The sequence below is a fragment of the Rhodopirellula bahusiensis genome (assembly GCF_002727185.1).
Classification (GTDB): Bacteria; Planctomycetota; Planctomycetia; order Pirellulales; family Pirellulaceae; genus Rhodopirellula; species Rhodopirellula bahusiensis.
In genome coordinates this window covers 66,572-79,255 of record NZ_NIZW01000011.1, presented here as the reverse complement: position 1 = coordinate 79,255, position 12,684 = coordinate 66,572, and the positions used below count along the sequence as shown (strand labels likewise).

12 protein-coding genes are annotated in these 12,684 nt (G+C 51.1%); all 12 read right to left on the bottom strand.

Annotated features, from left to right (window positions below; genetic code table 11):
• Positions 1 to 534, bottom strand: coding sequence for a hypothetical protein (locus CEE69_RS15405; protein ID WP_099261521.1), 534 nt, complete (start codon positions 532 to 534; stop codon positions 1 to 3).
• A 61-nt stretch (positions 535 to 595) separates the two neighbouring features.
• Positions 596 to 1,288 carry a metallophosphoesterase family protein gene (locus tag CEE69_RS15400; protein ID WP_099261520.1) on the bottom strand — a complete coding sequence of 231 codons (693 nt, stop codon included), beginning with the start codon at positions 1,286 to 1,288 and terminating at the stop codon, positions 596 to 598.
• 448 nt (positions 1,289 to 1,736) lie between these two features.
• Positions 1,737 to 2,714, bottom strand: coding sequence for a DUF932 domain-containing protein (locus CEE69_RS15395; protein WP_099261519.1), 978 nt, complete (start codon positions 2,712 to 2,714; stop codon positions 1,737 to 1,739).
• Positions 2,715 to 2,777: 63 nt separating this feature from the next.
• Entirely contained in the window at positions 2,778 to 4,670 is a 1,893-nt protein-coding gene (locus CEE69_RS15390) for a ParA family protein (RefSeq protein ID WP_158231033.1), read from the bottom strand.
• Positions 4,671 to 4,682: 12 nt separating this feature from the next.
• Positions 4,683 to 5,270, bottom strand: a complete 588-nt coding sequence (locus CEE69_RS15385; RefSeq protein WP_099261517.1) for a hypothetical protein — start codon at positions 5,268 to 5,270, stop codon at positions 4,683 to 4,685.
• Positions 5,267 to 5,611 carry a hypothetical protein gene (locus tag CEE69_RS15380; RefSeq protein ID WP_099261516.1) on the bottom strand — a complete coding sequence of 115 codons (345 nt, stop codon included), beginning with the start codon at positions 5,609 to 5,611 and terminating at the stop codon, positions 5,267 to 5,269. The genes CEE69_RS15385 and CEE69_RS15380 overlap by 4 nt, the downstream gene beginning before the upstream one ends.
• A 248-nt stretch (positions 5,612 to 5,859) precedes the next feature.
• A complete protein-coding gene (locus CEE69_RS15375; RefSeq protein WP_099261515.1) occupies positions 5,860 to 6,996 on the bottom strand; it encodes a lipase family protein in 1,137 nt (378 codons plus the stop codon).
• Between the two features lie 55 nt (positions 6,997 to 7,051).
• A complete protein-coding gene (locus CEE69_RS15370; RefSeq protein ID WP_099261514.1) occupies positions 7,052 to 8,530 on the bottom strand; it encodes a nucleotidyltransferase in 1,479 nt (492 codons plus the stop codon).
• 12 nt (positions 8,531 to 8,542) lie between these two features.
• Positions 8,543 to 9,496, bottom strand: coding sequence for a CBASS cGAMP-activated phospholipase (locus CEE69_RS15365; RefSeq protein WP_099261513.1), 954 nt, complete (start codon positions 9,494 to 9,496; stop codon positions 8,543 to 8,545).
• A 143-nt stretch (positions 9,497 to 9,639) separates the two neighbouring features.
• The gene (locus tag CEE69_RS15360; protein WP_143549257.1) at positions 9,640 to 10,782 is read right to left on the bottom strand and encodes a hypothetical protein; all 1,143 of its coding nucleotides are present in this window, start codon (positions 10,780 to 10,782) and stop codon (positions 9,640 to 9,642) included.
• Positions 10,779 to 11,231 carry a restriction endonuclease subunit S gene (locus tag CEE69_RS33665; RefSeq protein ID WP_099261640.1) on the bottom strand — a complete coding sequence of 151 codons (453 nt, stop codon included), beginning with the start codon at positions 11,229 to 11,231 and terminating at the stop codon, positions 10,779 to 10,781. Before CEE69_RS33665 ends, CEE69_RS15360 begins: the two co-directional genes overlap by 4 nt.
• Positions 11,232 to 11,380: 149 nt before the next feature.
• Entirely contained in the window at positions 11,381 to 12,595 is a 1,215-nt protein-coding gene (locus tag CEE69_RS33205) for a sigma-54 interaction domain-containing protein (RefSeq protein WP_261341347.1), read from the bottom strand.
• Positions 12,596 to 12,684: the final 89 nt, after the last annotated feature.

The following is a 12,684-nucleotide window of genomic DNA, read 5'->3' as shown; positions in this document are numbered from 1 at the left end:
CTAACGAGAGTTCTTGCTGTTTGCCGGCATGAACTGGTCAATCACGCTGCCTGCCTCACGGCGGGTCATGTCATAGAGATCGGTATCACGACCGATGATGGTTTTTGCCTTCTGCTCCAACTGAGGTTTCGTGAGGCCTTCTCGCTTCCCGAGCGTCAGCAGAAACTGAATCTGCTTGTTGGTTGCCGGTGGATGGAATGGCTCGTCCGCATGGGCAGCGTTACCGTTGATCCGATTGACGTGTCCTGTGCCGTCGGGGCTCGGCGTCGTCTTTTTTTGCGGGGGTGCCTGTTGACGTGACGACTGATGACCGTTGGTGGCGGGACGTGCCTCGATCACACCCTCTTCTTGGTATCGCCCGATCTGGACCCGGAGAGATTCTTCCGCCACATCGTAGTATTTCTTAATCTCCTCGATCACGAATTCCGGATCGTTCACCGGGGCTCCGATTTCGCCTTCCAGGTTTATGCTGAACCCAGTGCTGTTGAAATCCTTGGATACCTTCCGGCTCATCCCGACGTTGACTTTCAGCATCAAAGTGCCTCGTGTTTTGAGTAAGTGACAACCTAATTACCCAAATGAAGTCATCGTCGCGTTAGTTGACGTGCCGCCCATCTTCTGTGACTTGCCATCGTTTCTTGGTTGCTGGTTCGTAGGCGGTTAGAACACCTCCAAATCCACATCCGGTGTCGATGCACACACAGGTTCCGAAGTTTCGGATTTCTTCACCTGCTGCGTGTCCCACAACTAAACTTTTCCCGGTTCGATGATTGCAGATTTCCATTTCGTCTACGCCGGTCCATCGAAGCACTGATGAAAGTTGGTCGTTCATCGGCGTGTGACTGCATGCATTGGCATGGGTGAAGATAAAGTTCGATGTTTCGTGGTAGTCACGACACGATTCCAGGAACTCCCAATGTGCATCAGGGATGGCATCCAATTTCTGACTCCGGTAGGACTGGACAGTCTCTTTACCGCCACTCATCACGAACCGATCGAAGGCGTACTGATCTTTTCGAGCATCCAAAAGCATTTCATCGTGGTTGCCCAGGATGGAGATCAACTGACATCGATCCTGTAGCTCGATTAGCTGTTCGATGACTCCCTCAGAACCGGGACCGCGATTGACGTAGTCGCCCAGAGTGATGATTTCATCCTTGGCCGATGGATTAATCGCCCGGATCAACGAGTCAAGGGCGTTGGAGTGGCCGTGAATGTCGCCGATCGCGATGAGTCGGCCTTGGTAGTTCTGGACTCTCTTAGGAGTCGGAGTGCTGGGTGAGCTCATCCAAGAAAACTTAGCGAATCCGCCTGCCAACCCTGGGACTCGTCGGCAAGAGATTTACGGAATAGTGCCAATGCTGCTATTCTTCTTAGCCGATCCTATCTAACCGTTTGCTCAATTCCAGCAGAGGCCACGACCATGAGGAAGAATCCAGAGGTGATTCTCTACGATTCTCTTTGCCGAGATCAGCGACATGTGCTTGATTCCGTTCGCGAGTCGATTGATCGGCTTGTAGCCTCGATCGACAAAGTGAGGAGCGATCATGCGGGATCACGCATTCTTCCAGAACACTACGATTTTGGCCTGCTATCTGAACCATTCACCGCTCAGGTCTTTGGAATGCTGATGAGGGACCATCTCACAGCTTGCGGGTGGACCAAGCAGGGAAGTCGTGTAAACGGGAAAATCGTTACTTGGTACCACCGAGTAGAAGCGTAAGAAACAAGCTCATTTAAACCGCCAGATCAAGTGCCTCGTCCCAAGCCTTCGCCTTCAGCGAGGCACCGCTACCGAACCAAGCTGATTCCAACCGGCTCGACGCTCGATCACGATCTGTCTTTCCCCGTGTGGTTCGGTGATGGTCGACAAACTCGGTCACCGCATTGAAGGCTGCCCAAGTAGTCAGCTTGGTTTCAGGGATGTTCTGCCCTCTTCCCTCCTCGAAAAGTTTGAACAATTCCGACCGTACATTCTCGGCCCGTTTGTTCTTCGCTCCATCTTGATCAGGATAGAGACGCTCGAAGTACCCCGTCAGTTGCTCTCGGCTTGGGTAGTGATTAGCGAGATGGTTGATTCGTTCTTCAACACTATCGTAGAACTTGGTTGCGAGTCCAAGGATCTTCTGAGCTTCGCCGACTTTGGCGGCAAGGTCTCCCTTGTGAACAACCGAGACGCCCTGACCCCGCCCACGTCGTTCCGCCAATCCCAAGGTATTGGCACACACGACCCGAATCGGAGTAAAGAAGACCCGCAAAGCAGAACTCCCATCGTGAGAGTTGCTTAACAACAGAAATTGTTCGGTCACATCCTCGGAATCCTTGATACGGATCTCTCCCGGCAACTTGGCCAGCATCCAAATCTTTTCTCCCTTCCCGAGAGCCCCAGCGGTGTGATACCGCAGCTGCCCATCGGCCACGATGGAATCCAAGAATCCGAAACTCTGGTAGTTTTGGACAGGCTGGTAGCTGTTGCCAACGACGCCCAGAACTACACGGGAGTCATCTCGAACCACGGCTTTTCGCTGAGGAATGAGAGTGCCATCCCCGGTGTAGATGGGCTTCAAGTCAACTCGGTAGTTGAGCCCCGCAGCCTCGATTGCCTCCCAAGAAGTCGCGGGTTCGTCGAGTTGTGTACCGAGCCCATGCCAGGGAGTGTCCCCGGCGTACATCATTGCTGTATTTCCGTCGGTCGTGGAGAGTGCGTGACGCATTTGGTAGTCCTGAATGTTTGAGAATCGAACAATCCAGATACCCTGATAACTGAAGAAGCTTCGCTAAGAAGTCCAATCAGGAACGTCGCTGCCATCCGCATCTCTAATGAACCGCGGTAAAATTTGTTCTCCATTGACCAATCGTTCAATCTCATTAAGGTCTTGAGCAAAGCGATCTCGCCCAAGTCTTAGGTAGCTCCAGCAACTGAACTCCAAAAACACGGAGCGATGCTCAAGTGCCTTGCATGTTGCAATACGGTTTCTTGCCATCTCGATGTCACCGACAACCAACTCACAAACCGCGAGACACTGGAGGAAATTCGGACCTTCCGCGACCGGGTTTTCGTCATAAAGGTCAAGGACTTTGGAGAAAAACTTCTTAGTTGGAAACCGATCGGCAGCCCACCTTGCCATTGCAAAATTGAAGTTTATGTCAACGCGATGACTGGAAAGAACTTCTGGCTCTTGAAGATGTTTGACAACTTCGCACCATTGGCCAGAACCAATCGCTGCAAGAGTTAGGTTTGTGAAGTCAGCGATCCTCTGCTCCGGCAATTGATCTGAAGAACGGTTGAAAAGCTCAACGAAAAACCTCTGCCAGGATCTGCTATCGCTAACTTGCCATACTAAATCGTCCATTTCAGATGCGGATAAGTCAGCAAAAGCTTTCATACCCAGCCATTTTCGACTTGGTACTTCTGAGAAACGTCCAAGCAGTCCCAGCAACTGTTCCATGTCCAAGCTGGAACTACTCTGCTGAAGAAGCTGTTCAAGATGTGCCATCGCATCGAATTCTGAATCTAAGCTAGACATTGAGTTGACTAGCTCGAGATGGTACTTCCCGATTTCTGCGTCGTTTCCCTCTTTAGCGAGCTCGAAAGCCCGAGCAAACTGCAGACTGGCTTCCGCAAAATCGCCACGGCTTTTGAGTAGCTGCCCAGTCAAGAAGTGGACTTCGGCATCATTTGCGTGCTTACGCAAAACTGTCTGAATTTTATCTTGTTCGGAGTAAGACAACCCACCCTCGAAGTCTCCTATGGAAAGTTGCTCGAACCGGCCACCTCTTGGGAAGCTTCTCGTCAATGCTCGCAGGGCAGCCTCTCGGTCATCTAGGTTATGTGAGATTATCCGCTTCAGCAGCATTCGATATTGCTTCGCTAGGCGACTTCTCGGTCGCTCACTGAGAAAAATTGATTCATCCAGCAAATGCATGCTGTCATATCGATTAATGGTTGTAATTGCAGTGCGGGGTAACCGAGGGCCATTTCCGGACAAGCGACTGTGGAATTTCCCCATCATCCTACGAAGTATCTGATGTTCATCGTCTAGGTCAGGTACGTTAGATGCCACAAATTCAAGATTGATCTGCTTGTTTGAATTTTTGTTTTGTTTGTGGATCGCATCAACAACGGAGCCAAGACCTTGGAGATTCTGTTGATTCGGGATAAAAAGAGAAACAACCGTGTCGGGAAGTTGCCGAGTACAGATCCCACCTACTTCTGTGTGCCCCGTTCTTGAATCAATCAGAACGTAATCAGGCTGTATATCCGATTCCCACTTGAGCTTTAAGTCTTCTAGCAGAAGAAACCCATCTCGCCTTTCGTAAAGATCTTGCCAATCAATTCGCGACAGTTTGGAACCGTATTCTCGGTCACGCTTTCCAGCAGGCATGACCCACAACTCGCCTGACACCCTGTCACTTTGATCGACCTTGTAGACGTAATCATTCAAATCAGGTGCTTGACGGAATTCTAAGTATGACGACACATAATCAACTATCCCCTTCGTCAAAACAGGGGGAGCGAGAGCACTGTATGTATCAATTCCAGGTGCTTCGAGATCGAAATCTACAAGCAAAACCCTTCGCCCAGTATTTGCCAGTTCCACACCGACATTCACGAGGGCAAGGGTACGCCCAACGCCGCCTTTGAAAGAATAAAATGTTACTGTGTGCACAATGATTGACCGCTAAACGGCTGGGTTTAATTCAAATTCTCTTTGACGCCGGAGCGTCGCTTCAGGAAACTCTCTGAGAGGGAAAGCAGAGCGGGCAGAAGGCATGCTCATGTCGATTGTAATTGACCGACGCATCATCTCGGTGTGTTCAGCTTGTAAAGCTGAGTCACTGCTCAGAGCCTGCCGAACCTCTGGAAGGTTAAAGTAAAGTTGCATCAAGACGCTGAGCGACTTTGAGGGAACGGAGAGCCCGTTAACCCACCGCGATACAGTTTCCTCGGCGACACGTAGATGGCTAGCCAGACACCGCTGGCTCAATCCTAGTTCAGAAAGCTTCCGGCGAATGTCGTCCGCGTGAACCAAACCCAAGTGCTCGCATAGTGCCCGGCTCTTTTTCCTAGAAGACTCATTCGTCATGTAGACTTCATGACATTTACCACACTGATCGACGGGCAACCGGTCGATGCTGAAGTCGTGGACCTTTCCATCATGCTTAATACTCGCATCGTAGGACACGGTCGCAGGCTGGACGGCAATCTCGTTGCACTCCGCACAACGGCGAGGATAAGGTTTGTCGGACAAATTGAGTTTAATTTTCATTGGTCATGCATATTTACAACGGTGATCGTTGGGCCAGTCCTGGTTATGTCCAAGACTGTTTCGATATAGATCTTCCTGCCGTTAATCTCGAACCGAAAATCATGATGGAACTCATACATGTTTTTGTAGTCAGGACGTGTCTCAACGGTTTCGTCAATCTCGCCGCCTGCTAACTCGAAGTCGCACATCAGCTTTCCAACCAGCTCGGTCGAGTAACCCTCTAGGTTCTTTTCCAGCCACTCTGATGGACGCTTCTTCCAAACGATAAAACCGCCACAATTCCACTCTCCAAGAGCTTCGCGAAATGCTGCTAGACGGCCAGGATCCTCAACACCCCCCATTGGAAGCTCCCGGGAACCTCATGCCGCAACAATCGACATATGTCAATACTACGGTATCAGGGTCAACCTGTGTTCGGCACTTTACTTGACGTTTGTTGATCTTTCCTCTCCCAAAACCGATTCATCGCAAATGAACCACCCCGCAAGGTGGTGCAACGGCCGTTCAAGGGATTGTAGTAGAAACTGGCGAGATCATCAGGGACCAATCGGAATTTTGAAGATGCACGTTTGTACACACGCTCGTTCCGCTAAGGGTAGTCTCTCGGTATTGTCATTTGAGTTTGTCCATCGCGGTATCTTCGGACGAGGACGCGATATCCGTCGATAAAATGGTCGGCGAAGATCTTGGGGACTAGGCTGAACTCCAGCGGGGCTTTCATGGCTTGTGCGTAGTCGGTCGCGGGTTCGTTCGAAACGGCGAACTCGTAAGTTTGAAGTGATTGCTCGTATTCTGCCTTCGTGAGTGGTGGCGGCTCCTCGATTGGTTGGTAGACAGGAATCTGAGCCTGCATGGTGGCTCGACCGCAGGATCCGCAATAATTGGCAGAGAGAGCGGGTGTTGACGAGTACGATTCCGACAAGGTGATTCTTTCATCGTGTATCGCGACAAGGTTGCCTGCATGGGCGTAAGGGAAGATCCAAGGAACATAGAAGGGAACGCTTGGAACGATGTCGACTCCGTGAACGAAGCGGGCATAATGACCGTCAAACTGTTGGTCAATCCACTTTGCCCCCTTCTCGTCGGCGAATCTCGGTTGTCCAAACGTAACCATTGTTGCCGGGGTCTTCGTATTCAACTTGACATCGACACCGCAGGCTACTGCCATTGCTCCACCAAGACTGTGTCCGGTGATCCACAATTTTGATGGTTGTTCATCGCTGATGAATTGCCGCACTTCACTTTGGACCTTCCGATAGGCATCCGAGAACCCCGAGTGAAACTTGCCTTGGTTCGTTGTCTCGAAGGCGACCGTGAGGTTCTTGTACCAGTCTGGAATTTCGGTGAAGTTGGTTCCCCGGAAGATCACGACCGCCAAGCCATCACCACTGACAACATGGGCAGCCATGGTTTCGTTCTTGATGGCGACCCACTTCGTGAACCCCATCCCACGAATTAGGAAGTCGAGCGTTTCATCATCATCGCTATAGACCTGCTCTGAAAGCAATGCCAAGTAGGCAGTGAGATCCCAACGAACTTCTTCATCGGTATTCCAGTTTTCCTTGAGCTTGGCAGAGGGCAGATCGCCATCGGTTAGTTCGCGTGGCGAATAACGCGTGACAACGATCTGGTTTCCGTTGCTTTGAGCATACGTGCGTTCTTGCCCGTTCGCTTCAGTTGCAGCGAAGAACTGAAGTGCCAATGCACATAGTAAAACATGTTTCATTGAAAATACTGTCTTGAAAAGTGGGGTGAGGGTTTTGCTCTGGAAGTCGAGGCAGCTAGTCACGAATCCGCACCTTGTATGCTGGTGTTTGCGAGACGCAGATTCCGTTTCGGACCACGAACCCTGTGACGAAGTGCGTCCCTCGGTAGGCTGTCTGCTCCCAGTTGATCTGGCCGAAAGAACCGCTTCCTTTCTCGAAACTATCACCGCGTGGCTGGCCGGCTTGGAATGCTTCCTTGCCAGTGTTGGTTACTTGCCAATAGACTTCAAATGGCTGAGGAACCTTGGTCTTTAACTCGAAGCGGAGCCACAGGCCTTTCTGGATTGGTTTTTTGGTCATCGTCCAGAGTCGTTTGCCAGAACCCATGCTTCCGTGGACCGTCGTCTTGATCATTGACTGATACTGTTGCTGGACGGGCCAGATCGGTGCCTTCTGGTGAACTAGGGTTCCCGGCTGCGGGACTGATTCCGCTGATTTAATCATCATTCGGTTCGACGACGGAGAATACACCCCTGCTCTTTCCGAAGCCCGAGTAACAACGGACTCGCCGAATGCCGAGCACAGAACACGTGCCGATTTTTCAAGTGAGCCTTGAATGAGGGCTTCGCAGACATCTTGGCGAACAACTTTCAGCCAATGGAAAAACGCATCCCGCCGTTCCGGGTAGTCATTCCATTTGTCAGCGAAGTTCTCATCTTCGTTGACCGGGTTCTCGACCCACCATTCACCGTTCTCTCTCTTCTCGATGAAGTCGGTCATTCGATCCGTGATTGTGTCCAATGCGTCATACAGATCGCCCTGATTCCCATAAGCCCTCGCTGCCAGCGTCGTAATTACCATCGACACGGGACGATTGCATAGATCCCCAGCGAAATAGATGTCCCGATGTCGCTTGAGCAGTTGGACAGTCCGCTGCAACGGCGTTTTAAGCTCTCGATCAAACTCTGGCACGTCCTCGATGCTCATCTGATAACGCTCGGCGTAGGTCGCCATCTTTTCCAGAAGAATGACCTCCTGACGCTCCATGAACCAATCCGCATAATCTTTCGGGCTGCTGTGTTGCCAATACCGCAACTCGGTGTCCGTCAACAGGATTCCGTTCGGAAGTCTGTCGAGGTTAGGAATCGCTGGCAACACATCCATGTGAAATTGCTCTGGGTAGTCGAGCAACCAACAGCGACGCGACTCTTTAAGGATCTTCTTGAGATCCGAGCGGTCCTTCAATCGGTTGCCGATCCGTTTTTTCAGTTCTGCCTGGGTGACGGACTCCTTCTTCAGGTTCAGATGACAGACAAGGTCGATGTCGAACTCGTCGCTATCAACGTAGGGTTTGACCATCGTCCCAAGGCGAAACGATCCTTGGGGATAGATCACCGGGTAGGCTGATTGAAGCGGTGAATCCTCCGCTCCGAGGTGCTCACCAACATCCCTGTATTTTACGACCGCGTCTTCGTACTGCTCGCGGGTGATGTCGAGATCGGCAGCGATGTATCGAAAGATGTCGCTGAGTCGTTCCTGGGCTACTTCTTGCATTTGAGTCTTCGTCTACGAGTTGCAGGGTACAAATTCTTCCGCCTTGTGCGGATAGAACATGCTCTCGAAACGCGGCATCAGATGGCGGCTAATAGCCGCTGCCTTGCTGGTTAGATCATCAACCTTGCTGATGTCGTCCAATGAAAAGGCACCCTTCGCAGTCTTGGAATCCCAACGGTCGTAGTTCTCTTCACCGAGCAAGAGCCTCGCCTGGTTATCAATGCCGAGGCTTTGGCCCCGCATGACGATGTCAACTACTTCACTGCCTCTAATCCAAGAAAGCTTTCCACCACGATCGAGTCGCTTATGCCGATTCGTAATAGCATCGGTCGTGCCAATACTCAGCACGCGGATGGAATTGATGGGAACATCGAGTGTTCCGACAGCCTCTGCGATCGCAACCATGGTCGGATTGTTCGCCCAGACTCCACCATCAATCAGCCTACAACCTTCGATTTCACGGCAACTTTGGAAGTAGGTCGGGGCAGAGCTTGTTGCCAATGCGATCTTCCAGATCGGATATCGAAAATCTCGTTTTAGTCGAGAATGGTGTGCCGTCCGGAAGAGGTGGACATTGTCTTCGCCGAGATTGTAAGTGGGAATCACAACTCTCTTTGTGCACTCACCAAGCTTTTTGTCTTGGAACGAAGACTTGAGTGCCTCCACGAGTGGTTCTTGCTTGTGCCGAGGTCTAAACCAATGACGCGTCCACTTCCATCCGTATTGATGCGAGAAGATGTCTCGGTGATATCGCTGGTAGAACTCGACGATCTCTCGGGGTCTCTTTCCAGATGCCAAGCCAAGAGCAATGATTCCACCCGTGGAGGTTCCAGTGACCAAATCGAAGTGATTGACAACCGAAATGCCAAGGTCTTCTTCGACTGCTGCGAGAACTGCAGCTGAGAAAAGCCCCTTGATCCCGCCGCCATCAAGAGAAAGAATTTGGAACTTCTGTTGGTCCGTCATTGAAGATCAGCTGCTGGATTGTGGAATCTGTTGCGAAAGCGGGAGATTATCCGGTGTCGGGTGACACGCCTGGTCACAGCCGTTGTCCCGAATCAAGAGAGGGCAAGAAGGTCTATTTTGCGGCCTTCCTAAGCGAGTCTTGTTCAGTCCTCGAGCCTCGTAAACATTTCACGAATGTTGGTTCGAGTAGGTCTGTCCAGCCCTTGCTCGTTGATCCAGTGGTAAAAGTCGGGCTTGATCACGTTGTGGACGGACGCCGCGATACGAAGAAAGTCATGGAGGCACGAATTGAAGATGGCGATGGAATGAGTTGGACCGTTCGCTTCCAAAAACTCGTTCAACTTCTTTTCGTCGCCGTGTCTTGAATCTGCGTGAAGCAGGCCTCCACCGTACATGAACATTTGAAGAATTTTGCGTCGATTGTGAATCGTGTTGAAAGGTCTTGGAGGAGAATCCACGATTTTCTCGAAGGTGGACCTGCGTTCGTTGACCCAGAAAGCTTTTCGCTCATCGGACACTGTTTCGGTGTAGCACTGACAGGCACGCACTAGCAGATTGTCGCCCGCGTGCAGTTGGCGAAAGTACGACAGCACCGACATGGTTTCTTCATCATCTGGAAAAGCAGCAGCCAGAAGCTTTCGGCTTTCTGAGGATGGGTACTTCGACGAATCCCCATCTCGTGGAATCTCAAATGTGATTGAGTGACCACTGGAGTTCCAGCGACTGTTCGCAATTCTCACGACAACATCAAGGAATTGGGCCACCGTATTTGCCTTCTTGGATGACCAACCACAGTCATTCTTGGCTGGGATGACACCGATTCTCCGCATGCATTCGACATCACCAACAATGACGGGCTTATCTTGGCCAGAGACATGTCGAATCATGTCATAGTGCGTTATCTCTTCACCATCCTCCGTCTCGAAATACTCGCGATTCAAATTGACAAAGGTGAATCGCCTAATTGTTTCAAGGTCATTGTTGAACGATTCTTCAAGTTGCCGCTCGTCAACTTCCTTGAAATGCTTCCGATACTTGAGCATCCGGTTGTCCGGCTCCCGCTTCGATCGCTCGAACGAAATCACTGCCGTGTCGAATCCAGATGGCGATGGACGCATTGGCTTCTCGGCATCAAGAATTTCCAGAATCTCTCGCGTTGCTTCTTCGCTAAGCTCAGACCAATCGAGTTTGAATGTTCGGTTGTAAACCGGAAACGGATTGTCTTGAAGTCGATCAAAGCATGGAACAGACCAAAGTAACACTACTGATTCGGTTGTAGGATTCATAGTTCTCCCTTGAACGCACGCTGGACCAGTGAGTCAAAAAGCTGTCCAGCCTGAAAAGCTGCATCATTGAAGGTTTTGGTTTTGTTCGCGTGAGCCTGTAAGATCCTGGTGTACCTCTTTTGCAGTTCTATCGGAGGCAAGCAAAAGCTGTATGCGGCTAGTTCTTTTCGATTGAGCTTAGGAATGCTGGCTCGTGATGGAAGAGACGCCGTATACGCTAGAAATGCTTCAGAGATGAGGAGTGAAAAGAGGAACTCTCTCGTGGCTCTCTGTTCGACGGGGCGAACGGGATAGACATCGGCACTGCAGAGCCCAGTGAAGTCCGGCAATGCAACTTTACGAAGATACGGTCGGATTTTGCTGTAGAGGACGTACCTATTGTCGAACAAGAATTTCTTGCTGATCAGTCTTTCTTCGCGTGCGGTTAGTGCAGGGAGTAATCTACGCATCTGCAAATCCACCCAAGCCCGCCAGCTCTGGCCATGTCGGCCGGAGATATTCAAAGTTGATTGATTTCATGAGAATGCTTGGGTCTGCTTGCATGGTGGCGTGACCAAAGCACGCCGAGTGCCAATGGGCGGTTGCCTGTTTGCTGGATTCACGATTTCGACTCCCAGTTTCCGGTCACGTTCAGCCGTTTGAGCTGAGCATCGAGTGTCTGATAGTTCTTCATTCCCAATAGCCTTGCGGCCTTCGCTTTCACACCTCCTGATTCCTCCATCGCCCGTCGTAAGTACAGGCTTTGCAATGAGTTCAGGTGTCCTTCGAGGTCAAAGCCGTCACCGATTTCCCGTAGTGAAAGTTCATCAGAGCTTTCAGTCATGTCTGGCATTTCTCCCAGTGCAGCAGCAATCTCTTTTCGCCCCAGTGATTTTCCGTCAGAAAACACGGCAGCTTGAACCAGGACGTTGTAAAGCTGTCTGACATTCCCGGGCCAGTGATGGTTTTTCACAAATGCAATTGCGGTGGCAGAAAATGATTTGTGTTCATAGTCCGGTTCTTCCAGGCTGAATTGCTGATTGAGCTGACCCAGCATTCTTTCAGCGAGTTTCGGAATGTCAGTCTTCCGGTCTCTCAGGGGTGGCAAAGTCACTGTGACAGCGGCTAGCCGATAATAGAGGTCTTCGCGGAAACTGCCTTCCCGGATGCTTTCTCTGAGATCTCTGTTGGTTGCCGCGATGATCCGAACATCCACGGTCCGTTCTCTCTCTTCTCCGAGTCGACAGACTTTTCGGATCGAGGCTCCCTGTTCTGTGACAGGCTGTAAAACCCGGAGTAGCTTCGCCTGAGTTTCCAGATCACATTCACCAACTTCGTCCAGGAAGAGGGTTCCACCATCGACGGCCTCAAAGGCACCTGCACGGTCACGATCCGCTCCGGTGAAAGATCCCTTTTTGTGTCCGAAGAGTTCGGATTCCAGAAGTGACTTCGAAAGTGCCGCACAGTTTACTGGCCGAAATGGCTTGTCTCTTCTTGGACTCGATTTCCAAATCGCGTTGGCAAACATTTCTTTCCCGGTTCCACTCTCACCCAGAAGTAGAACAGAGACACTTCTCATGGCTGCTCGCTTAGCCCGTCCTACTGCATCACGGATTGCCCGACTGTCTCCCACGATATCTTCAAAGCCTTGAACTTCAGACGGTGCCTCCGATGCAAGGTGCTGAAGGTGAGCGTCTGGATTCCGTAGAACTTCAGGAATGATGTCGATCAGGTCAAAGGGGATGTCACTGACCCAGGCTTTCCCATCTCGTGACGTTTCGTAGAAAACGGCAGGGTAACGGGTCTTCCCAAGCAGCAACCACGTTGCCGCCATCGCTGGGGTTCCAGGACTCAGGTGAAGGCAGAGTTCAATGTCACTGGCGTTCCGGGAGCGAAGTCTCGAGAGTTCCGTATCTACGATCC